The following is a 22,855-nucleotide window of genomic DNA, read 5'->3' as shown; positions in this document are numbered from 1 at the left end:
GCAGAGACCGGCTGGGCGGCTATCATGGCCAGGATTCGCCCTGCGTTCGGAAGGTTTACATGACACCCGTTGGATTCGCCGCCCGCCACATTGGCCCGGGCCCTGACACCACCGAGACCATGCTCGGGGTGCTGGGATACGACTCCCTGGACGCACTGATCGACGACGCCGTCCCCGCCGGTATCCGGCAGCAGCAGGAGCTGCACCTGCCGCCCGCCCTCAGCGAGGCCGAGACCTTGGCGGCGCTGCGACGCTTCGCCTCTCAGAATCAGGTCAAGACTCAGATGATCGGGCAGGGCTACTATCCGGCCCACACCCCGTCAGTGATCCAGCGCAACGTGCTGGAGAACCCCGCCTGGTATACGGCCTACACCCCTTACCAGCCGGAAATCAGCCAGGGGCGGCTTGAGGCGCTGCTGAACTTCCAGACCATGGTCGCTGACCTGACTGGGCTCGACATCGCCAACGCCTCTCTGCTGGATGAGCCCTCCGCCGTGGCCGAAGCGGTGCTGCTGATGCGGCGGGCCAACAAAGCGCAGACCGGAGCCAGAATCTTGGTCGACGCCGACATTTTCCCCCAGACCCGGCTGGTGCTGGCCGGACGAGCCGAAGCGGCCGGCATCGCTCTGGAGTTCTTCGACGCCGCCCAGGGTCTCCCCGAAGGTGAGATCTGCGGACTCGTGCTCCAGCAGCCTGGCAACTCGGGTGCCGTCGTCGACCATTCTGGTCTCATCAGCGAAGCCAAGGAGCGCGGCGCGCTGGTCACCGTGGCCACCGACCTGCTGGCCTGCACGCTCATTACCCCTCCCGGTGAACAGGGTGCAGACATTGCCGTGGGCAGCTCGCAGCGCTTCGGCGTACCGTTGTTCTTCGGCGGGCCGCATGCCGCTTTCATCGCTGTGCGTTCCGGCCTCCAGCGTCAGCTGCCCGGGCGGCTGGTGGGCGTCTCCCAGGACGCGGAGGGGCGCACCGCTTACCGCCTGGCGCTGCAGACCCGCGAGCAGCACATCCGCCGCGAGCGGGCCACCTCAAACATCTGTACGGCCCAGGCGCTGCTGGCTGTGGTGGCCGGCATGTACGGGGTCTACCACGGCCCCGAGGGCCTGCGCAGAATCGCCGAGCGCGTTCACACTCAGGCCCGCGGCCTCGCTGAAGCCATCAAGGCGGCCGGGGGCACCCTGGTCACCGAGTCCTTCTTCGACACCGTGCAGATGCGGTTGGAGACCTTCGAGGAGGCCGAGCGCATCATCGCGGGGGCGGAAGCCGTCGGTGTGAACCTGCGCAGGGTGGACGAGACCACCGTGGGGATCAGCACTGATGAGACCACCACGTCCCGTGAGCTGTACCTGGTGGCCTACGCCCTGGGCCTGGTGGATCGACCCAGCCGGGCTCCGGAGCTCTTTGACGAGGTCATTCTCGACGGTGACTTCGCCTATCCCGACTCCCTGGCGCGCACCAGCGAGTACATGACGCATCCCATCTTCCACACCGTGCGTTCCGAGACGCAGATGATGCGCTACCTGCGCCGACTGGCAGACCGGGATCTGGCGCTGGACCGCACCATGATCCCCCTGGGCTCCTGCACCATGAAGCTCAACGCCGCCACGGAGATGCAGGCCATCAGCTGGCCCGAGTTTGCCAGCATCCACCCGTACGCGCCGGAGCACCAGACTCAGGGGTGGCGCGAGCTGATTGTGGACCTGGAGGACCGGCTGGCAGAGATTACCGGCTACGTGGCGGTCTCCGTCCAGCCCAACGCCGGCTCACAGGGGGAGTACGCGGGACTTCTGGCAATCCGCCAGTACCACCTCAGTCGTGGCGACGACGCCCGCACCGTCTGCCTCATCCCCGCCTCCGCCCACGGCACCAACGCTTCATCAGCGGTGCTGGCCGGGCTGCAGGTGGTGGTTGTGGCCACCGCTGAGGACGGCACGATCGACCTCGAGGATCTCGACGAGAAGATCGCCGCCCATCCGGACCAGATCGCGGCCATCATGATCACCTACCCCTCCACCCACGGCGTCTACGAGTCTGATGTGCGAGAGGTCTGCCACCGGGTGCACGAAGCCGGCGGGCAGGTCTACATCGACGGTGCCAACCTCAACGCCCTGGTGGGCCTGGCCCAGCCGGGGGAGTTCGGCGGCGACGTGAGCCACCTGAATCTGCACAAGACCTTCTGCATCCCCCACGGCGGCGGCGGTCCGGGCGTAGGACCTGTTGCTGTCGCCGAGCACCTGGTGGATTTCCTGCCCACGGAGGACTCCGGACTCACCGGGGCGGCGCCCGTGGCGGGTGCGCCCTACGGGTCAGCGGGGGTGCTCCCCATCTCCTGGGCCTACCTGGCCCTGATGGGTGCGGAGGGTCTGACCAAAGCCACCGCCCATGCCCTGCTGGGCGCCAACTACATCTCCCGACGCCTCGCCGAGCACTTTCCGACCCTCTACACCGGAGAGAACGGTCTCGTCGCCCACGAGTGCATTCTGGATCTGCGCGAGCTGACCAAGGAATCCGGCATCACTGCCGAGGATGTCTGCAAGCGCCTCATTGACTATGGGTTCCACGCCCCCACTTTGGCGTTCCCGGTAGCCGGAACCCTCATGGTCGAGCCCACCGAGTCCGAGGACCTGGTGGAGATCGAACGGTTCATCGAGGCGATGGTCGCCATCCGCGCAGAGATCCAGGAAGTCATCGACGGCAAGCTGGAAGCTCACGAATCTCCGCTGCGGCACGCACCCCACCCAGCCGTCGTCGTAATCGCCGATGACTGGGACCGCGCCTACTCTCGTGAGGAGGCTGCCTTCCCGGTGAGCGGGCTGCAGCAGGATAAGTACTTCCCTCCGGTGAGCCGGATCGACGGTGCCCACGGTGACCGGCATCTGGTCTGCTCTTGTCCTCCTCCGGAAGCTTTCGAACTCTGACGAGCTCTCAGCTTCCTCCGGAGGACAAGCCCGGCCCCTCAATCGCTCAGCGGTGAGGAGAACAGCCTCCTCACCGCTCTCAGCTCAATTGGGCTCGCTCGCTGGCGACCCAGGAAAAGGTGACCATGACCGAACTCAGAGAGAGTGCGCTGGCGGCCGAGCATGAGGCGCTCGGTGCGAGCTTCACCGATTTTGGGGGATGGCGCATGCCCCTGAAGTACACCTCCGAGCTTGCCGAGCACCAGGCTGTACGCAGCGCGGCTGGGCTCTTCGACCTCTCTCACATGGGCGAGGTCCGCGTGGTGGGGGAGAATGCGTCCACGTTCCTCAATACCGCGCTGGTGGGCAACCTGACAGCCCTGGCCCCGGGGCGCGCCAAGTATTCGGTGATGTGCGACGACGACGGCGGCATCATCGATGACCTGATCATCTATCGGCTGGAGGAGCACCAGTACCTGGTGGTTCCCAACGCCGGCAATCGAGAAACCGTGGTCGGAGAGCTGCTCCGGCACGCCGAGGATTTCGGCGACGTGGAGATCTGGGACGAGACCGAGGGCATCGCGCTGATCGCCGTCCAAGGTCCGGCCGCTGAGCAGATCATCTCCTCGGTGGTTCGGCTGGATGAGACCTATCTGGTGGAGGGCCTGGACTACTACGCCCAGACCACGGTCACCATCGGCGGCGACGAGGTGCTGCTGGCCCGCACCGGTTACACCGGCGAGGATGGTTTTGAACTCTTCATTCCGGAGGACCGCGCGGGGGCGCTGTGGCGGAACCTGAGGCAGGGCGGTGAGGACTTCGGACTGCTTCCATGCGGTTTGGCCTGCCGGGACTCGCTCCGCCTGGAGGCCGGGATGCCCCTCTACGGCCACGAGCTCTCAACCCGGCGGACCCCTCAGGAGGCCGGGCTTCGAGTGGTGGCATTCTCCAAGCCGGAGGACTTCGTAGGACGGGCCGCACTGGAGGAGGCCCGCAGCGCGGGTCTGGGACGCACGTCCGGGCAGCGGCTGGTGGGGCTGACGGCGCAGAGTAAGCGCGCAGCCCGCAGCGGATACGCTGTGCTGAGTCCCGCCGGAGACAGCATCGGCGAGGTGACCTCCGGGGCGCCGAGTCCCACGTTGGGGTATGCGATCGCGATGGCCTATGTTGATGTCGCCTATGCGCAACCCGGCACGTCCCTGCTGGTCGATGTCCGCGGAAAAGTTCTGCCCTTTGAGGTGGTGGAGCTGCCCTTCTACACCCGCGGCTGAGCTGGAACCAGCTCTAGAGGTGTGATGGCGAGCGTGAGCTCGCCGAGACGGCGGCGGGGTTTTCCCCGCGCCCGGAACCAGCTCAGTCGAGGGCTGGTTCGACGAGTCCCAGCTCCGTGGCGCGGATGAGCAGCTGCACGCGGTCACGAACGGCCAGCCGCTGCATGAGGCGGCCCATATAAACCTTCACCGTGGCCTCCGAGACAGACATCTGCGCGGCGATCTCCGCGTTGGAGCAGCCGCGGGCCAGCAGCTTCAGCCCTTCCCGCTCCCGGTCGGGGATCTGTGGCGGTTGAGGGAACCGCTCCAGGGCGGAGGCCACTTGGGCTGGGTTGTTCCGTACCGAGACCATCAGCTGGTGGGCTACGGCGGGGGAGAAGGGCGAGAGGCCCTCGTGGACCTGCCGGATCGCGTCGATGATCTCCTCAGGTTCGGCGTCTTTGACGATGTAGCCTCCGGCCCCGGCGCGCAGCGCAGGAATCACGTAGCGTTCAGTAGAGAAGGTGGTGACGGCCAGTACGGCGATCTCGGGGTGGCCTCGCTGAATGTGCCGGGTGGCCTCGATCCCGTCCATGGCGGGCATGTGCAGATCCATCACCACCACGTGTGGCTCCAGCGTCTCCGCTAGCTGAACGGCAGACTCGCCGTCGCGCGCTTCGCCCACGCATTCCATTCCGTCGCTGGAATCCACGTAGGTCCGCAGCGCTGATGACATCACCGGATGATCTTCAGCGATGAGCACGCGTATGACACCGCCAGCCGTCGCGGCCGTGTCAGGGTGTTCATCGTTTACGGTCATGGTGCCATCCTAGGGGGTACGCGGCACTGTTCCCTGGATACTCCCTGGTAGGTCACCGGATGTTGCAGGAGTCTCCGGGTGATCGGGACAACGCACAGCGCTCGTTACGCTTAGGGGATGACACACGTGGCGCAGGAGTTCGAGGCAGGAGGTTTCTGGTCCTGCCGAGGCGTCAACACCTGGGTGCTTGTAGCCGTCACCCTCGGCTTCGGGATCGCCCTGGGCGCGGACATTCTCTACGAGATCATCTCGGATGATGAGTTCCCGGTGAGCCTGGCCGCGGCAGGGCTCTTCTCGACGGTGTGCATTGTGCTCCTGTGGGTCTGTGTCACCTATGCGGCCGTTGCTGCCGTCGTCGCACTCATCGTGGCGCTGTTTGTGGACGGGGTGGCCTACTCGGTGAGCCTGGCGCTGCTGGTGACCGGGCTGACGGCGCAGGCCGCGACGCGCACCTTCCGTCTCTCCACCCTGGCAGCCATGGTTCTCTGGGCCGGTCTCATGGGGCTCTCCATGGAGGATCCGCTGACCGGGACCCTGACCTTCCTGGGGGTGACCGTGCTGCTGCTGGGCGCCTACGGCATCGGCGGCGCGTTCCGTCACGTGACCACCGCACGGCTGCAGTCTCGTCGTGACCTGCAGGAGGCTGAGAACAGGCACCGCGAGGCAGTCACGGCCGAGCGACGGGCCATCGCGCGGGACCTCCACGACATCGTTGCTCACGACATCACTTTGATAGCTATGCAGTCGCGTGCAGCCCAGCTCAAGGGAACGCTCGGCGCCTATGAGCAGGCAATTCAGGCCATAGGTGACTCATCCCGCGTGGCGCTGAAGGACCTGCGGCGTATGCTCGCTCTCCTGCAGGAGGACGACGACGACACCGCGGGCGGCTCTGAGGATGAGCTCAGCATCGCCACGGGGTGTGACGTCTTCGCCCAGCGACTGCGTCTGCTGGGATTCCGGGTAAGTGTGGAGGTGGAGGGGGACCTTCAGGCCGTCTCGCCGTCGGTCTCCTCGGCGCTCTACAGGATCCTGCAGGAGTGCACCACGAATATCGCGAAGTACGCCGCAGGGGGCGCTCAATGCACCATTGCGCTGCGGGTGGAGGACGACTGTGTGCATCTGCAGGTGGCTAACGCCGTCGCCGGTGCGCAGCAGGAGGGTGAGTCATGGTCGAGCTCCGGTGCGGGGCTTCAGGGCGTGCGGGACCGTGCTGGCGCCTTCGGCGGGACAGTGAGCGCCGGCATGGATGATCAGGGGCGCTGGCTGGTGGACGTCAGAAACATGCGCCGGGCCTGAGCGCGAACTCGTGTGACCAACCACACGCGCCGTAGGCCGCATCCCCGCGTTTTCTACGGGGATTCTAGACAAAAGTCGACTAGTCGCGGCCCCTCGCAGGGTGAAGAATTTACGGGTGCAAGTGCAGAAACGGTGCACTTACACCTTGCAGGTGGGTGTGAGCCCGCGGGAGTTTCGGTGCAACGGCTTCTGCGATCAGTGCTCGACCGACCTGTGGCTCGGGCGGTGAGAACGGCACCGCCCGAGCCCTCAACGTCAATCCGCTGCTTCCGCGGCGGGATCCTCGATGCGGGCCATGGGCTGGGCCACCCAGCGTCCCAGGCCCAGCAGCACTCCGGCCGGGAATCCGATCACCGGGATCAGCATCGGCATCAGTCCGCCTACGCCGCCGAAGAGGATGACCGGGCCGTAGAGCAGGCCCACCACCACATAGCCGAGCACATGCACCACGGGATTCAGGTGGTGGCGGTAAATCCAGTTCACCAGGAGGGTGCCTGGGATGCCGACCACCACAGCGGCGGCGCCGATGAGCGGGATCAGGGGCGTCAGGTATCCGTCGCCGTCGAGACCAGGAACAAAGGACAGTCCCAGCAGGACCGCTCCCATAATCATCGTGGGAATCAGCCACGCCACAGCCCATCCGGCCAGACCCAGCCGCAGGCGGGGACGAGGCCCGGCGGGTGCAGAAGAGCGGGGGCGGCGTCGTGCAGAAGTCTTCTCGGGAGCCGGGGTCGTCATCGGGCCATTCCTACGTGGGCCAGTGCTTGCTGGACGAGCTTCTCCCGCCCGCCAGTGAACTCGGCCTGCACCTCTGGGGAGAGCGCCTGTTCGGGACTCAGCCAGGAAACCTCCAAGGCATCCTGGCGGGGCTCGCACTCGCCGGTCACCGGAACGATGTAGGCCAGGGACACTGCATGCTGACGATCATCGACGAGCCCCGTCTCCGAGGGATACGGGAAGTACTCCGCCACGGTGAAGGGCGCGGGGGAGGGCGGCAGCTGCGGCAGTGCCAGGGAGCCGAGGTCTTTTTCGATATGCCGGATGAGCGCGGCGCGAATGGTCTCGCGGTACATCACGCGGCCCGAGACCACGCTGCGGTAGAACTGGCCGTCGTCGTCGGCGGTGTAAAGCAGTCCGACCTCGGTGACGTAGCCCAGGGAGTCCAGTCGGACGGGCAGGGCCTCCACGTAGACGATGGGAAGACGCCGACGGGCTTCGTAGAGGTCCTCTTCACTGAGCCAGCCGGGGTTGGGATCGGGTGTTCGCACGGACATGTCCCCATGGTCTCACGCGGCGGGGTGTGCCCGCCCGCGGACCGGACGCTATACCCGTGAAGGTCTGCGCTGATCCTGGTGGGAGAAAGGCACGGCCGGGCCAGGAAACGCACGCCCTCTTCCCTGCGTGAGGACCGTTCTAGATGATGTCTTCCAGGGGCCGGCCCATGGCGGCGCGACGCTCAGCGTGGTTGATGCGGTGCCGGCGGGACTGGGTCGAGAGGATCACGATGAAGGCACCCATAGCGGCACCGATCGCCACCCACACGCTGGTGACCTCCGCGAGCAGGCGCGGGAAGATCAGCCAGAACATACCCCAGCCCAGCGCCAGGGAGATAGTGATGCGGCCCCGTTCGGTCATGGAGTAGAACGCGGCGGTCCACACGCAGATGAAGAGCCCCAGCAGTGCCCACAGCAGCGCGGGGATTCCCGGGATGTGCCAGCCGTAGTAGGTCAGCCACACCGACAGTGCGGACATGGCCTGCACCAGCGCAAAGCCGAAGAACGCGCCGACGATCGCATCGGTCAGGCGACGTTCGAGGGTGGTGCGCGCGGTGTAGAGATTGAACTGCCGGATGGCATCCACCAATGCCAGCGCCACGGCCATGGAGGCCAACAGGTTCAGGGTGAACAGCCCGAAGTGCACTGCGGCGGTGACCACCAGCATCAGCAGCGAGGAGGCCCCGACGAGCCAGCCCGAACGCTGCTGGCGCGGCGTTGACTGCTGTGTGGGCATCCACTGGAAGACGGCATGGGCCACCAGCCCCACTACCAGCACCGGCCACAACCAGTACATATTGTGGTCGGGGCTGAGAAGGGCGTATTCCCCGGAGAACCAGCCGTCGGAGTGCTCCTCAAGACCGTTGCCGGTCAGCACCGCGGGGCTGGTTCCGAAGAGACCGAGCATCCACAGCAGCGAGGCCAGCGCGGCGGCAGCGCCGACGCTGACAAAGATCCGGCGGTAGAAGTCGATCTGGGTCGGCTCCGGGTCGGGATCCCGTGAGGGCAGGTTGTACGGGGGGATGTAGGTGTAGAGGTCTTCTTCATCGTCGGCGAACTCGTAGGCCGGAGGACGGTGATTGCCCGCAGTGGCTGCCTCGATGGCAGCGGCCTTCTCGAGGATCACATCACGGCGGCGCTGATCGTCCAGGGCGCGACGGACCCGAGGCGGGCCCATCGGTGAGCCGGCCGACGGCGCATGCGGGGCTCGGGGACGCGCGGGGGCGCGAGTTTCCGCCGGAGGGCGGGGCAGCGAGATGGGACCCGTAAGGTCCCGAATAGGCGGCAGCACCTGCGTCGCATCCTCGGAGGGTACCTCCGGAAGCGCGTTCTTCGACGGGGCCGAGGACGGACTCTGCGCATGGGGGGCCGAGGTGTCCGTGTGGCGCGAGGGCACACCGGCGATGGGGAAGCCCCCGGGGCCGGAGGACCACGACGGCCGTTCACCCGCGGGCTCCTCGGCAGCCGGCTGGGATCCGGCCGGGGTCTCATCGACCTGCGGCGCAGGAGCGTCGGCATCGTGCTGCTGGGCCGCGGCGTCCTTATCCGCCTGGCGTTGTGCCCTGCGCTGCTTGCGGTTCTTCCACCAGTCTCTGGCACGTTCATCCAAAGAGTCGAGGAACCCGCTGAGCCCCAGCGAGGAGGTGTCCTGGCGCGAGGTGTTCTGGGATTCGGTCTCCTCGTCGGTAGCGCCGGAGGAGGAGATGTCCTGTGGGGTCCCAGCCACAGCAGAGGCGGGCTCCGCGGACGGAGCGGGGCTGTCCTTCGCCGTGCCGGGGTGCGAGGCGACGTCGTCCTGAGGCGTACCGCGGCTCTGCTCAACTCCACGGTCTGATGCTTCAGCGCTCGCGGAGTCAGCAGGGGTCTCGTTACCGGTGCCGGAGAGGTCGGGGGAGGCGTGTGGTGCCTTGGCCTTCAGCCGGGCCAGTGCAGCAGACTGACCGCTCTGCGCTGAACTCTCCTGGTCCGAGTCGTGGCTCGGCTCAGGGATTTCCGAGCCGCTGGCCGAGGCGGCGGCGTCAGCGAGCGCAGGGTGCTCATCAGCGTCGGAGTCTGCGGGGTCGGTCTCCGGCAGATCCTCGCCGAGAGGATCCTCGGGCGCGGGGGTCTCGGTCAGGACCTGTCCGGTGGTTTCAGGTGACTGCTCGTCGGTCTCGGCGGCAGGGGAGGGCTCAGAGTCAGTACGCGACTGCTCAGTCAACTCTTGCCTCCCGGGATGCCGTCTGTCATGGTCCAACCGTGGCCCGCACGGTGCAGCATCTTGCCACTCAAACCTGAGTAGACGCCCGACGCCGTCGGGCTACCATCACCGCAATGGCCAACCCCACAACTGTACCTATGACAATGGCCGTGACAGTGCTTGCCCACGGGGGCATCCCGGTAGTTGTTCCCGTAATGTAACCTAAACCGACCAGCCAGGCGGTCCAGGTCACAGCACCGAGCAGAGCGAGGGCTGTGAGCGCGTTCCAGGACAGGCGCATCATGCCTGCCGTAGCCATGGAGGCGGCGCGTCCGCCGGGGATCCAGCGGATGAGCGCCAGGCCGATCCATGTATTCGCGCCGCCTGCGCGAATGGAGGCGCGCACCATGGCGCGGTGGATCCGCCGGCCCCATTTCCAGCGATACAGCACACGGATGAACTGGTACCGGAACATCAGGTAGAGGCCGACGTCGCCCACCAGGCAGCCCAGGAACGTAGCCAGCAGCACCAGCCACAGCGGCATGTACCCGTCGGCCGACATCGCGCCGGAGGCGATCACCATGATCTCGGAGGGGAAGGGTGGCACGAACGCGGTCACTGCCACCGCCAGCGCTTGGATGAGCAGAAACCAGAGCCCCCAGTCCTCAATGAGCTGCTCGACCATCCGGCCCCCTGTTCTGCTGTGCGTGCTGCTGCGGGATGCCGTGTCCAGGCCCCTGGCTGGTTGTGTCAGTCGGTGATTCGATGAGTCTACGGTTTGAAACGAAGCGGCGCGGTGCGCGGGTGATCGGGTCGGTGAAGGCGATCTCCCGGGCCAGCAGCTGCAGCGGGGCGTCGAAGTCGTCGGGAGTATCGGGTGCCAGCTCCGGGTAGAAGCGGTCGTGCATGATGCCCAGTCCCAACAGCGCCATGTGGATGCGCAGCTGGTGGGTCTTGCCGGTGTGCGGGGTCAGACGGAAGAGCCCGACGTCCAGACCTCGCCTGTTCACTCCGGTCTTCAGCAGCTCCACCCTGGACTCCGCATTGGGTCCGGGCACCACCTCGGTGCGGCGGCGTCCCTTGGCTGGACGACGCTCGTGCGGCTTGACTCCCGAATGCGCGACGCCGTAGGGCTTCAGCTCGCTGACCACAACACCCTTGGTCTTTTCGATCCTGTTCCGCACGGTGAGCGGAAAACGCCCAGCAATGTCCGTTCCGTCCGTCCAGGCACTGATGCACTCGTACTGCTTGGCGACCCGCCGGTGCTCGAAGAGCACTTGGTAGGCACCGCGCGTGTCGGGCTGTTTGGAGAAGAGGACAACTCCGGCGGTTCCACGGTCCAGGCGGTGGATGGGGATGAGATCGGGGAGGTCCAGTCGGTTGCGAAGACGTACCAGCAGGGACTCCTGCACATACTTGCCCGCCGGGGTCGTGGGCAGAAAATGTGGTTTGTCCACGGCCAGGAGGTGTTCGTCCTCGTACAGGACCTCTTCTGTCACCGGAAGGGGCGTCTCTTCGGGCAGGGAGCGGTAGTACCAGAGGAAGTCCACAGTGCCCAGCGGGGTGCTGGTGCTGACCGGTCTGCCCGCGGCGTCGACTACCTCCCCGTCCTGGAACCGCTGCGTAATGCCGGCCGGGTCAATATGACCGAAGGTCTCCAGCACGTAGTCGTGGACGGTGGGCCATGGTCCGGTCTCCGGAACCTTCAGGCGGGTGGCGTTGACGCCGTCGCGCACGGGGAGAGGGGCCGGGATGGACATGCGTTTCAGCCTACAAGCAGGTCAGGGCAGCGGTGATCCTCCCAGAGACTGATGTGCGCGTGCTGGCTGCGGCCAGGGCGCTCAGCTGGAGGGTGGAGAGGTCAGTCTGCTGTCGGTCGGGCGGCGGGTGAGCTCAGCTCTGGGTCCACTCCGGGGCACGAGCCGGCGCGACGTCCGGGTCAGGTGCGCCCAGCGGCTGATTGATCTGCCAGGAGACTCCGAAGCGGTCCTTGACCCATGTGAAGTTCTTTGCGAAGTCGTAATCGCCGGGTTCCATGAGGAACTCTCCGCCCTCGGAGAGGTGGTCGGTGATCCGGCGGAATTCGTCCTCGGTGTCCACCACCACGGCGATGGAGGTGGAGGGGGTGAAGTCGAAGTGATGCTTGACCAACGAGTCCTGGATCATCAGGACCTGTCCGCCGATCTTCAGCTGAGCACTGGCCACCAGGGTCTGCTCCAGGTCAACCACGGCCTCCATGGAGGCGGTATCGTCCAGTGCTTCCTCTTCGGAGGCCTCGGTCTGGTGGGCGGATCCGGGGCGGTCTTGATCCGCGTCAGCTTCAGGATCGTAGATCTCTGTTCCCTCCGGGTGATGGAGGATCTCCAGGAGCTCGGCGTCGGGAAAAGCCTCGAGGTAGTGGTCAATGGCTTCTTGGGCCCGGCCCTGGAACATCAGAAACGGCAGGCAGAGAATCATGGCTTTAGGGTAGCCCGAAATGCCTGAATAGTCGCTGACTGTCCGCTCACCGCGAGACAACATCCCCTGACGGGAACCGGCTGGGGCGCGCTCAGGAGGCAGGCCTCAGGGAGCCAGCCGCAAACCGGAGGGGGAGGAGTGGAAGCCCGCGGCGCGCAGGTGTTCGGCGATCGGATGGTTCAGCACGGACGCGCCGTTGACCTTCTCCACGGCAATCCGTCCGCTCTGGGCTCGTCGCAGCGCGCGGACCAGGGCTGAAGCCGAAGCAGCCAGCACCTCGGCTTGCTCTGCGTAGAGCAGCAGGGTACGGCCGCCACGTTCCATGTAGAGCACCAGTTCGCCTTCATGCAGGACGACCACGGCACCCGCCTTGCGACCCGGACGCGCCTTGGGCGCCTCCTCACCCGCGGCAGGCCAGTCGAGGGCGGCACCATAGGGGTTAGCAGGGTCGGTGGCTGCGAGAACTATGGGGTCGGGAGGATGTCGGTCAGGCTGCTCAAGCCTGTCGGCCAGAGCATCCGCCGTCTCGCGCAGCCGATCTACGGTGGCGGAGGTGGTGAACTGAGCCGCTCCCAGATGTTCGATGAAGTAGCCGCGACGGACTTGGCCGGCCTCCTCAGCGGCAGCCAGCACCTTATACACTCCGGCGAACCCACCGGGTGTCTGTTCGGTGGTCACTGAGCCCCGGGTGACCACACCGTAGCGGTCCAGCAGGATCTCCGCGCGGGTGTGAGCGATCTCGGTGGGCGAAGCGGAGGAGTCGGGCACCAGCGCCCAACGCGCTCCCGAGGGCCCTGCCGCCAGCTGCTGCCGGTGCTCCTGAACGGCCCGGCGCAGGGCGGTCCGCCGCGAGCTGTGCCGAGAGCGGGAGGGTCGGGTCTGCTGCTTGTGCGCGGTGCGTCCTCCCAACAGGCGTTCCCGGACGGCGGCGAAGCTGTCGGGCAGCACGCGCCCGGACCAGAAGAGATCCCACAGTGCCTCTTTGACAGTCTCCGAGGTCACCGGGGCGGGGGACTCCTGATCCTCCCGGGACGACGACGGCTCCTCTTCGTTCATGCCGTCCACCTCGATGGGTTGCTCAGCACGGATGAGCTGATCGCGCACGGCGTCGGGGAACCAGGCTCCGCCCCGGGAGAGCACCTGCAGGATCCGCTGCGGCAGAGCAGAAGCGGGAGTCTCCCGTGTCCCCGGGGCAGAACCAGGGGAGGCAGCCCAGGCAGCGATGAGGTGGGCATCCTCCCGGGGGTAGAACGCGACCCACCCGTCGTGTCCGCTTAAGGGTCCCCGTCCAGCGGCGAGCACTTCCCCGGAGGAAAGCAGCTCGTCAAGCATTGCCGGCTGATAATCGGGCACCCGGGCCGGCAGTATGAAGGACTCCCATGCGCTCGCCGGTGCCGGCAGTCCCGACAGCTGGGCCAGGACTTCGGCGACGCCCGCCGCACCCTCCAACCGGTGTTCGACGGTCACCGACTGCCACTGGGTGAGGAACTGGGCGTAGGCCCTGGGAGGTACGGGCTCCACCTGGGCGCGCAGGGCGGCCAGGGAACGGCGTCGAATCCGCCGCAGCATCTCGGCGTCGACATACTCGATCTCCGCGGCGGGCTCGCGGTCGGGTCGGAAGAGTCCTTCCACCACGCGCTGCTCCTCAACGAGACGGCGCAGGACCTCCACGACGATGCCGCCCGGCAAACCGAGAGCGTCACTCACCTCATCGGAGGTGAAGGGGCCGTGTGTGCGTGCATAGCGGCCGATCAGATCTCCGAGGGGATCCTCTACGGGATCCAGGAAGGTCTGGGGTATGCCGGGGGGAATGGGGGCTCCGAGCCCGTCGCGCAGACGGGCAGCGTCCTCCACCGCGGCGATCCGCTCCTCACCGCGCCAGTGCAGGCGGAACGCCCGCTGCGTGGCGATCAGCTGTTCGGCGAAGAGCGCCGCCTCCTCAGTTGAGACGCTCTGTGCGGGGGCGGTGTCCTCGGGGGATTCGGGGTCCGGTGCCTCAGACGCAGATCGCAGGCGCAGAGCCAGCTGTGCCGTGGTCAACGGGCCGAGCAGGCGCAGCAGATCAGCAACGCTTTCGGGGCCGCGGCCCTCGGAGGTCGGCAGCCGTCGGGCGGGGGCAAGGCGCTGGGCATGAGCCTCGGCTTCTGTGATGACCCCGGTGTCAAGGAACTCGCGGAGCTCGACACGTCCCAGCAGTTCGTTGAGGAGCTGGGGATCCACGCTGAGTGCAGCGGCGCGGCGCTCCGCCAGCGGGGAATCTCCCTCGTACAGGTATTGGGCGATATAGCCGAAGAGGATGGACTGGGCGAAGGGCGAGGGCTGGGAGGTGGTTGTCTCCCAGAGCCGGACCCTGCGCTGGGAGATCCGCCGGATCAGCCCGTCCAGGGCTGGGAGGTCGTAGACATCCTGAAGGACCTCCCGCATGGACTCCATGATGATGGGGAAGTCGGGGTAGGCGTGGGCGACCTCCAGCAGCTGGCTGGAACGCTGGCGCTGCTGCCACAGGGGGGTGCGTTTGCCCGGATTCTGCCGCGGCAGCAGCAGGGCCCGGGCCGCGGCCTCTCGGAACCGGCCGGCGAACAGCGCCGAGGAGCTCACCTGGCGGATGACGAGCTCTTCGAGTTCCTCCAGCTCGAACCGGAACAGCTCAGCTCCCGGGGGATCCTCGTCCATCATGGGCACCCGCAGCACAATGCCGTCATCGGAGGCGAATGCGGCTCCATCGAGTCCGTAGCGCTCATGCAGGCGTTCCCCGACGGCCAGCGCCCAGGGGGCGTGCACCTGCATGCCGTAGGGGGAGTGAAGGATGATGCGCCAGTCGCCGAGCTCATCGCGAGTGCGTTCGACCACCAGGGTCTTGTCGCTGGGAACGGCTCCTGCGGCGGTCTGCTGGTCGTGGAGATAGCGCAGCAGGTTCTCCTGGGCCCAGGTATCCAGGCCAAGCGCGGCTAGCCTGGCCGTGGCCTCCGACGCGTCGCTTTCGTGCATCTCTCGGGTGAAGGCGCCCAGGGCCTCGCCGAGCTCTGCGGGGCGTCCGATGCCGTCGCCGCGCCAGAACGGGAGGCTGGCGGGTTGGCCGAAGGCAGGCGAGACCAGCACACGGTCGAACGTGATCTCCTCAATCCGCCAGCTGGTGGCGCCCAGAGCGAAGACGTCTCCGACCCGGGACTCATAGACCATCTCCTCATCCAGTTCCCCTACCCGCCGGCCGCCGGTGCGGGACCCGGCACCGGCCTTCTCCGTTTCGGATCCGACCAGGTAGACGCCGAAGAGTCCGCGGTCGGGGATGGTGCCGCCTGAGGTGACCGCCAGTCTCTGGGCGCCGGGGCGTCCGGTGATGGTGCCGGCGTCGCGGTCCCAGACAATGCGAGGACGAAGATCAGCGAACCTGTCGGAGGGGTACTTGCCCGCCAGCAGGTCCAGGGTGGCTTCGAAGGCCGAGCGCGGGAGACTGGCGAAGGGTGCTGCGCGCCGCACAGTCTCGAACCATACCTCGACCTCGAGGGTGTCCATCGCAGAGGCGGCAATGGTCTGCTGGGCGAGAATGTCTAGGGGATTCTTGGGGATGTGCAGCGCCTCGATGGTGCCGGAGAGCATCCGCTCGACGACGACGGCTGTGCTCACCAGATCCCCGCGGTGCTTGGGAAAGAACCATCCCACCGACACCTCTCCGACCTGGTGCCCGGCGCGGCCGATGCGCTGCAGACCGGCTGAGACGGCGTGGGGTGCCTCCACTTGGATGACAAGGTCGACCGCGCCCATATCGATGCCCAGTTCCAGCGAGCTGGTGGCGACCACACACTTCAGGCGTCCGGACTTCAGATCCTCCTCGATGAGCTTGCGCTGTTCCTTGGAGACCGAGCCGTGGTGGGCTTTCGCCAGTTCGGGGACCGGAGGTTCTTCAGCGTCGGGGCCAGCGTGCTTCTCTGCCCAGATCTCGTTGATGCGTCCGGTGAGCTTCTCCGCCAGTCGGCGTGAGTTGACGAAGACGATGGTGGAGCGGTTGGCAGCCACCAGCTCCACCACTTTGTGCTCAACGTGGGGCCAGATGGAGGGCTGCAGGGGTTGCGAGCCGTCGTCGTGCTGGACCTCGGGGGCGGAGAGGTCCGGGACCGGCACGGAGACGGTGATGTCCCACTGCTTGTTCGACGGCGGAGCCACGACGTCGACCTCGCGCCGGCCGCCGAGGAACCGCGCCACCTCGCTGCGCGGCTCCACTGTGGCCGAAAGCCCGATGCGCTGGGCCGGTTTCGATCCCGCACCCGTCAGGAGGGCGTCGAGGCGCTCCAGGGACAGTGCTAGGTGTGCTCCCCGCTTGGTGCCGGCAAGAGCATGGATCTCATCAACAATCACGGTCTCGACTCCCGTGAGTGTCTGACGGGCCTGGGAGGTGAGCATGAGGTAGAGCGATTCGGGCGTGGTGATGAGGATGTCCGGGGGATTGCGGACCAGATCCCGGCGCTCTTTGGAGGTGGTATCACCGGTGCGCACACCCACGGTGATCTCCGGAGGCTGGAGGCCCAGCCGCCGGGCTGTGTGAGCGATGCCCACCAGCGGGCTGCGGAGATTGCGCTCAATGTCCACCCCGAGGGCCTTCAGCGGAGAGATGTAGAGAACGCGGGTACGGGCACGGGAAGATCCGGCCCGGCTCCCGGAGGCCCCGCCCTCCACAACGGAAGGTGAAGGAGCGGCGGAGCCGGCAGGGGGCGTGGGATCGGAGGATTCGGCGGCGGCTGCGACCAGACGGTCGATGGACCACAGGAACGCTGAGAGGGTCTTACCGGAACCGGTGGGGGCCACCACCAGCGCGTTACGGCCGCGGGAGACGGAATCCCAGGCGCCGGCCTGAGCAGGAGTAGGCGCGCCGAAGGAAGCGGAGAACCACGTCCGCGTTGCCTCGGTGAATCGCTCCAGCGCCGTCACGTCCTCCACTCTAGAACGGAGCGGGGACACGCCCGCAGTCCGGTCCCACATGCTGCCGCCACACATGTACCGACATCGTGGGCCTCCCGGGCCTGCGGTGGGAGTGGCTCACCGGGCGTAGCGGAGGATATCGTCGCGCCGCAGTGGGCGGTTGAAGAGCGGTCCATCCGGTTCCATAATGCGTCCGGCGGCGAGCGCGCCCACCGAGACAGGATCAAATCCCATGCGCACCAGGAGTCCCATCACCAACCCTCGGGCCTCCTCATCATCAGCGGCCACCGCTACGGCCCGACGCTGGCTCAGCGGCATATCCGGTTGCGCCTCCTTGTCGACGTCGTGGTGGGAGATATGGTTGAGGGCTTTGACCACACGCGCCCGGCCGAAATGTCCTGCAATGGCCATGGAAGTGGGCAGCTGCTCAGCAATCGCCGCCTCCAGCCATCCCGGCAGCAGCTCGTCCTGCCAGGTATTGGTGGCGTCGACCAGTACAGTGCCGCTGACCCACTGCGGGTCCACGTCATCGAGCTCCTCCTGGGGAATGGCGAGGATGACGATACCGGGACCGACCTGCCGCGTCCTGACCGCGATCTCCTCGGGCCACACCGGGGCGGTACCCGGAGCGTAGATCTTCAGGTGGTGCTGCAGGGCCCTGGGCGAACGGGTGGAGCAGATGTCGACGTCGACACCTGCAGCCAGCAGAGTACGGGCGAACGCGGTGCCCGCCCGTCCGGCCCCGAGGATGCCGACCACGGGCCTCTCAGGCGAGCTGGACTCCGCCGCCGGGGACTCAGACATGGTGATAGGACCTTCCGGCGCTGATCTCCTGGGCGCGGTAGACCTGCTCGGCCAGCACTAGGCGCACCAGCTGATGCGGAAACACGAGCTTGCTCAGCGACCAGGTGAAGTTGGCCCGCGCGCTGAGTTCGGCGTTGACGCCATAGGCTCCACCGATCACGACGACGACGGCGCTTCCGGCATCGAACTGCCCCTGCAGGTGCTGGGCCAGCTGAGGTGAGGAGATGTTCTTGCCGCGCTCATCCAGCAGGATGACGTGATCATTGCCTTTCAGGGAGGCGAGGATGCGGGCTGACTCCTCCTCACGGGCGGCGTCGTGCTCCTTGGAAGAGTGGGGCAGGAGCTTCCAGGTGAGGTCAAAAGGTTTGCGCAGCCGCTTGGTGTAGCGGTCGATACCTTCGGCGACCCAGCTCTCATGCTTCTTGCCGACAGTGATGGCGGTGATGCCCACGATGCCCTCCCCTGAGTGCGGAAACGGCCCCGAGAGCGAACTCATCGGGGCCGTCATCAACGCGGTGACGGTGGGATTTGAACCCACGGTACGGGGTTACCGTACACAGCATTTCGAGTGCTGCACCTTCGGCCGCTCGGACACGTCACCAGTGCGCAAAAACGCGCCTGCCCATGCTACCAGCTCTGCCGGGGGTCGGGTGGGCTACCCTGGGAGCACCGACCGGCACTGGTGGCAGGGTTCCGTCGGCGTGTAGGCGCCGAGTCTGGTTCAAGCGCCACAGTATCTCGCGCGTGCGGGATGGATCTCAAGGGATAGAAACCTTCAGGAGTGGAGTCGGCATCCTATGATGCCCGCTTCCGGAGGTAGACCATGTCCCGTGTCCTCAACGACCCCTCGGATCATTTCCGGCGTCTGGTGTACTCGCTGGCGCTGAGCATCGGTGTGAGCTTCGGCGCCATCCTGTTCGGCACCTCCGTGCTCATCACCTCGAACGCCGCCGGTGCCGAATTCTCGGTGTCTCTGCTCTCCAGCGCATTCTCCGGCTCGATTCTGACCGGCGCCCTTCTGGCTGTGCCCGTGGGGCGCCATGCGGATCGCCACGGAGTGCGCGGTCTGACGGCCTGGGGCGGCGCCTGCGTGGCGCTGGGATTCCTCAGCCTTTCGCTGGCGCACCACATGCCGCTGCGGGCCGTAGTGATGAGCGACTGGTTCGCGGGCCCGCGGTTCGGAGTCCTGATGGGCATCCAAGCGGTCGGCATTGCTCTGGGACGTGCCGCAGGCCCGGCATCGGTGGGTTGGTTAGCGGATTCCCGGTGGGGGTACCCGGGCGGGATGCTGGTGCTCAGCAGCATCCTGATCCTCGGTTTTCTCGCGATGCTGATGGCGATCAGCCGCCGGAACTCCTCGGGCGGATAGGCCGCCTTTTCTCACTCCGCAGGAGTACGAAACTGCGTCAAAACAGCGTCCCGGCCGTCCAGTTCGGCCCAGGGCTTGTCCACCTGGAAGATCGCCAGACCGCCTGGAGGCCAATGCTCAGCCATGGTGAAGACCACCTGCTCATCAGAGTGCACACTGGCGAGTTCCATGCTCAGATCTTGGACACCGGGCATGTGGGCTACCACCAGCAGGGACTCCACGGACTCGGGGGTTTCGTTGACGACAGAGAGAAGCTGACGGGCACTGGCCTGATACAAGCGGGGGTCCAGGGACGGCGTCGCAGCCTTGTCTCCGAGTTCCGAGCCCACCCAGATGCAGGTCTGACGGGTGCGCATCGCGTCGGAGACCACGGTCATCTCCGGCCACAGGGAGGAGTCCAGCAGCCAGCGACCCACGCCGCGGGCCTGCTCCTGGCCGCGGGACGTCAAGGTTCGTGCATGGTCGTCGCCGGAGTAGTGCCCGGCCTCGGCATGCCGCAGGACCAGCAGGGATTTGGCCACGGCCGCCTCAGATGGAGTACTCGGGGGCGGCCCAGACGGTCACTTCAGGGTGCTCGTAGAACCGGTAGCCCTGGCCTCGCACCGTGCGCACGGTGTTCGCCAAGCGCCCCAGCTTGGAGCGGAGGCGCCGGATGTGCACATCGATGGTGCGCTCGTTGGGCATCTGGGACTCATCCACGTTGCGCCACAGAGTCTTCAGCAGCTCATCACGGGCCACGGTGCGCGTGGAGTTGTCCACCAGGTAGTTCAGCAGCTCGAACTCCTTGTAGGTGAGATTGAGGTTCTCACCGTCGAGCTTGACCTCGCGCCGGGCCAGGTCAATAAGAACACCGGCGTTGCTCGGCGCCGGCGGAGCGCTGATGGGCGTGTCCAGGGGACGAGCATTGCCGACTGTGGGGTCGCCGAGTGCCTGGCGCACCACCTCGAGGTCTGAGCCCTCGGTGGCAGCTGACGCCATCGCCATGGCGATATGCACCTGGGACTCCGGGGCAATGTGCTCCACATAGTCGCGCAGCTCGGTCGCGATCTTGTGCAGTGAGGTGCCTGCCGCGGAGGCGGTGTCCTCATCAAGGCCCACATAGAGAACAAAACCGCGGGCGACGACGTCGGGAGAGACCAGCTGAGGGCCGCCGCCGTTGGCGTTGACCACGGGAACCGGGGCGGTGCGCGGAGTGGGTTCCGTGCCGCCGCTGACCCGGGAAGCGCCCGCACCGTTGCGCATTCGCCGCGCAATCTCGGCTCGACGCGCTGCGTTACGCACGGAGACGTGAACGTAGCCTGGGTTCTGGGCCTGGCTGAGAGGTGCGGACATTATTGTCTCTTCCTGGCTTGTGGCCGGGTGGTTGGCTCTCTCAGCCTGTCCGTAATATTTGATTTTGGCAAGTAACATAAGCCCGGTTCTTCCAGATAATGAGATTCCCGGACTGATGTGTGATGTGAGTCACATAAATCTAGTCGGCGAGGCCGTACAGGCGATCGCCGGCGTCGCCCAGTCCCGGCACAATGTAGGCCTTCTCATTGAGCTTCTCGTCGATGGATCCGAGGAACAGCTCGATCTCCAAGTCGCTGACCTCGGAGCGCAGCCGCTCAATTCCTTCGGGGGCCGCCAGAAGGCAGATGCATGTGACCTTTGCGGCCCCGGCGCGCTTGAGGAAGCGCACGGCCTCGGCCAGGGTCCCGCCGGTGGCGAGCATGGGGTCCAGGACAAACACGTGGCGCCCGGTGAGGTCATCGGGCAGTCGCTCGGCGTAGGTAATGATGTTCAGGGTCTCTTCATCGCGCGCCATGCCCAGGAACCCGACCTCTGCGGTGGGGATCATGGCCGTCATGCCGTCGAGCATTCCCAGGCCTGCGCGCAGAATCGGGACCACCAGAGGTTTCGGTCCGGCCAGCTGGGTGCCGGTAGTGGCGGTGACTGGGGTCTGAATCTCCACCGGCTCGGTGGCCATGGTCTCGCTGGCCTCGTAGGAGAGCAGCATCACCAGCTCCTTGGTGAGTTCACGGAACCTGTTGGAGGGGGTCTCCACTCGACGGAGCTGAGTGAGTTTATGGGCCACCAGGGGGTGGTCAACAACCTGTACGCGCATGCCACTAAAACTACCAGTGCGAACTGGGCCCGGCGCTGGTCAGTAGTCTGGTTCACATGGCCTTCTCTCCGCGCGACCCGGCGCAGCAGCACAGCCTCCTTGGCCGATGCTTGGAGCTGGCTTCGCAGGCCCCGAAGACTGGGGACGTGCCGGTGGGGGCGCTCGTCGTCGATCCTGAAGGTCGGCTGCTGGGGGAGGGTTTCAATACACGAGAGCGCGACGACGACCCCTCGGGTCATGCGGAGGTCAACGCACTGCGAGCGGCGGCTCGCACAAGGGGGACGTGGCGATTGGATGGATGTGTCCTAGCCGTCACCCTCGAGCCCTGCCCGATGTGTGCGGGGGCCATCAGTCAGGCCCGAATCGCGCAGGTGATCTTCGGAGCCTGGGACGAGAAAGCCGGGGCTGCAGGAAGCGTCTTCGACGTGCTGCGCGAGCCCCGACTGAATCACTGGGTCGAGGTGCATCCCGGTGTGCGGGCCGAGGAGTGTGCGGCGCAGCTGCGCGAGTTCTTCGAGCGGTTCCGCAGCGGTGACTCTCGCTGACGGAGAGCCCGTTGCTACCCTGGGCCTCATGCCCGCACCCTCTGAGGCCGAGATGGCCTACGCCGAGTCCCTCTTTGCCCTGACTCCGGACTTCCCGGAACCGGGAGTGCTGTTTCGCGATATCTCTCCCATGCTCGCTGACCCCAAGGCGCTGCGCACCACTGCGGAGGCGCTCATTCACCCCTTCTCGGGACAGTTCGACATCATCGCAGGCATTGAGGCCCGCGGCTTTGTGCTCGCAGGGGTAATGGCCGGAGTCTGCGGGTCCGGGGTGCTGCCTGTGCGCAAGGCGGGCAAGTTGCCAGATCCGGCCGGTTACGTAGAGTACGCCCTGGAGTACGGCACGGCAGCGATTGAAGCCCCCGGAGTGCTGAAGCCGGGGCAGCGCGTGCTCCTGGTTGATGACGTGCTGGCCACCGGAGGAACTCTGGCGGCCTCCCGCACCCTAGTCCAGCAGCTGGGCGCAGAGGTGGCAGGCGCCGCCGTCGTCCTCGAGCTCGAAGGCCTGGGTGGGCGTGAGGTGGCGGGTGAGGTCCACGCCCTCTTCAACGCCTGAACGTGTGACGTAGAAGACAAGGGGGCGAGTTTGCCCGACCCCAGAAACCCGTGTATAGTCTTCTAAGTCCGAAACGCGGAGAAAAGCCGCGGATCAGGGCGATGCGCCTATAGCTCAGCTGGATAGAGCGTCGGTCTACGGAACCGAAGGTCAGGGGTTCGAATCCCTTTGGGCGCACCGAAAACACAGTAAGAAGGCCCGGAAATCTCCCCGAGAGATTCCGGGCCTTCTTCGTGTCCCCTCCCGTACCGCGGCTGGGAGCTGGCCAGCGCTGTGTCTGAGGGGATACGAGAGGCGCTTGCACGAGACGGCGTCGTCGAACATTTTTCTTCCGTCCAATGAGAATTCAGTCACAATCCAGCAGGAATTCACGTGGCTGAGATGTGC

19 protein-coding genes and 2 tRNA genes are annotated in these 22,855 nt (G+C 66.3%); 7 read left to right on the top strand and 14 right to left on the bottom strand.

The genetic code is table 11. The features are described 5' to 3' along the window. Positions 1-59 precede the first annotated feature (59 nt). Together gcvP and gcvT are read left to right on the top strand one after the other, a co-directional pair. Positions 60-2,918, top strand: a complete 2,859-nt coding sequence (gene gcvP / locus RH857_RS02585) for an aminomethyl-transferring glycine dehydrogenase (RefSeq protein WP_310536414.1) — start codon at positions 60-62, stop codon at positions 2,916-2,918. A 125-nt stretch (positions 2,919-3,043) separates the two neighbouring features. Continuing rightward, complete coding sequence (gene gcvT / locus RH857_RS02580; protein ID WP_310536413.1) at positions 3,044-4,168, top strand: glycine cleavage system aminomethyltransferase GcvT; 1,125 nt, start codon at positions 3,044-3,046, stop codon at positions 4,166-4,168. Positions 4,169-4,250: 82 nt separating this feature from the next. On the opposite strand, the gene RH857_RS02575 is transcribed toward gcvT, so the two are convergent. Continuing rightward, positions 4,251-4,967, bottom strand: a complete 717-nt coding sequence (locus RH857_RS02575) for a response regulator (RefSeq protein ID WP_310536412.1) — start codon at positions 4,965-4,967, stop codon at positions 4,251-4,253. Between the two features lie 117 nt (positions 4,968-5,084). Here RH857_RS02575 and RH857_RS02570 point away from each other — a divergent pair, with 117 nt between their 5' ends. Continuing rightward, the gene (locus tag RH857_RS02570) at positions 5,085-6,263 is read left to right on the top strand and encodes a sensor histidine kinase (protein ID WP_310536411.1); all 1,179 of its coding nucleotides are present in this window, start codon (positions 5,085-5,087) and stop codon (positions 6,261-6,263) included. 255 nt (positions 6,264-6,518) lie between these two features. On the opposite strand, the gene RH857_RS02565 is transcribed toward RH857_RS02570, so the two are convergent. From RH857_RS02565 to RH857_RS02520, 10 genes are all read right to left on the bottom strand, one after another. Further along, positions 6,519-7,001, bottom strand: coding sequence for a hypothetical protein (locus RH857_RS02565; RefSeq protein WP_310536410.1), 483 nt, complete (start codon positions 6,999-7,001; stop codon positions 6,519-6,521). Next, positions 6,998-7,537 (bottom strand): NUDIX hydrolase family protein, encoded by a 540-nt coding sequence (locus tag RH857_RS02560; RefSeq protein WP_310536409.1) that lies wholly within the window; start codon positions 7,535-7,537, stop codon positions 6,998-7,000. The genes RH857_RS02565 and RH857_RS02560 overlap by 4 nt, the downstream gene beginning before the upstream one ends. A gap of 139 nt (positions 7,538-7,676) precedes the next feature. Then, complete coding sequence (locus tag RH857_RS02555; protein WP_310536408.1) at positions 7,677-9,737, bottom strand: TspO-related membrane protein; 2,061 nt, start codon at positions 9,735-9,737, stop codon at positions 7,677-7,679. Between the two features lie 67 nt (positions 9,738-9,804). Further along, complete coding sequence (locus RH857_RS02550) at positions 9,805-10,401, bottom strand: DedA family protein (protein ID WP_310536407.1); 597 nt, start codon at positions 10,399-10,401, stop codon at positions 9,805-9,807. Beyond that, positions 10,382-11,476 carry a pseudouridine synthase gene (locus RH857_RS02545; protein ID WP_310536406.1) on the bottom strand — a complete coding sequence of 365 codons (1,095 nt, stop codon included), beginning with the start codon at positions 11,474-11,476 and terminating at the stop codon, positions 10,382-10,384. The genes RH857_RS02550 and RH857_RS02545 overlap by 20 nt, the downstream gene beginning before the upstream one ends. A gap of 133 nt (positions 11,477-11,609) precedes the next feature. Then, entirely contained in the window at positions 11,610-12,173 is a 564-nt protein-coding gene (locus tag RH857_RS02540; RefSeq protein WP_310536405.1) for a VOC family protein, read from the bottom strand. A gap of 105 nt (positions 12,174-12,278) precedes the next feature. Continuing rightward, the gene (locus RH857_RS02535; protein WP_374761106.1) at positions 12,279-17,147 is read right to left on the bottom strand and encodes an ATP-dependent helicase; all 4,869 of its coding nucleotides are present in this window, start codon (positions 17,145-17,147) and stop codon (positions 12,279-12,281) included. Between the two features lie 57 nt (positions 17,148-17,204). Then, positions 17,205-17,891 (bottom strand): NADPH-dependent F420 reductase, encoded by a 687-nt coding sequence (locus RH857_RS02530; RefSeq protein ID WP_310536403.1) that lies wholly within the window; start codon positions 17,889-17,891, stop codon positions 17,205-17,207. Beyond that, on the bottom strand, positions 17,884-18,387 hold the full coding sequence (locus RH857_RS02525; protein ID WP_374761107.1) for a 23S rRNA (pseudouridine(1915)-N(3))-methyltransferase RlmH: 504 nt from the start codon (positions 18,385-18,387) through the stop codon (positions 17,884-17,886). The genes RH857_RS02530 and RH857_RS02525 overlap by 8 nt, the downstream gene beginning before the upstream one ends. 17 nt (positions 18,388-18,404) lie before the next feature. Beyond that, positions 18,405-18,492: transfer RNA gene (locus tag RH857_RS02520), tRNA-Ser, on the bottom strand. Between the two features lie 222 nt (positions 18,493-18,714). Between RH857_RS02520 and RH857_RS02515 the strand changes: the two genes are divergently transcribed. Then, entirely contained in the window at positions 18,715-19,260 is a 546-nt protein-coding gene (locus RH857_RS02515) for an MFS transporter (protein ID WP_310536402.1), read from the top strand. 11 nt (positions 19,261-19,271) lie between these two features. Here the strand turns inward: RH857_RS02515 and RH857_RS02510 are convergent, their stop codons facing one another. From RH857_RS02510 to upp, 3 genes are all read right to left on the bottom strand, one after another. Next, on the bottom strand, positions 19,272-19,781 hold the full coding sequence (locus tag RH857_RS02510) for a SixA phosphatase family protein (RefSeq protein WP_310536401.1): 510 nt from the start codon (positions 19,779-19,781) through the stop codon (positions 19,272-19,274). 7 nt (positions 19,782-19,788) lie between these two features. After that, entirely contained in the window at positions 19,789-20,592 is an 804-nt protein-coding gene (locus tag RH857_RS02505; RefSeq protein ID WP_310536400.1) for a winged helix-turn-helix domain-containing protein, read from the bottom strand. A gap of 139 nt (positions 20,593-20,731) precedes the next feature. Then, positions 20,732-21,367: a uracil phosphoribosyltransferase gene (gene upp, locus RH857_RS02500; RefSeq protein ID WP_310536399.1), complete on the bottom strand. Its 636-nt coding sequence runs from the start codon at positions 21,365-21,367 to the stop codon at positions 20,732-20,734. Between the two features lie 56 nt (positions 21,368-21,423). Between upp and RH857_RS02495 the strand changes: the two genes are divergently transcribed. The 3 genes from RH857_RS02495 (at position 21,424) to RH857_RS02485 (ending at position 22,645) form a co-directional block, all read left to right on the top strand. Next, complete coding sequence (locus RH857_RS02495) at positions 21,424-21,912, top strand: nucleoside deaminase (RefSeq protein ID WP_310536398.1); 489 nt, start codon at positions 21,424-21,426, stop codon at positions 21,910-21,912. 28 nt (positions 21,913-21,940) lie between these two features. Continuing rightward, on the top strand, positions 21,941-22,468 hold the full coding sequence (locus RH857_RS02490) for an adenine phosphoribosyltransferase (protein ID WP_310536397.1): 528 nt from the start codon (positions 21,941-21,943) through the stop codon (positions 22,466-22,468). A gap of 103 nt (positions 22,469-22,571) precedes the next feature. After that, a tRNA-Arg gene (locus RH857_RS02485) sits at positions 22,572-22,645 on the top strand. Positions 22,646-22,855 lie beyond the last annotated feature (210 nt).

This window comes from Nesterenkonia flava (assembly GCF_031432335.1).
GTDB classification, from domain to species: Bacteria; Actinomycetota; Actinomycetes; order Actinomycetales; family Micrococcaceae; genus Nesterenkonia; species Nesterenkonia flava.
The sequence above is the reverse complement of the archived record's forward strand: the minus strand, read 5'-3'. Positions and strand labels throughout refer to the sequence as shown.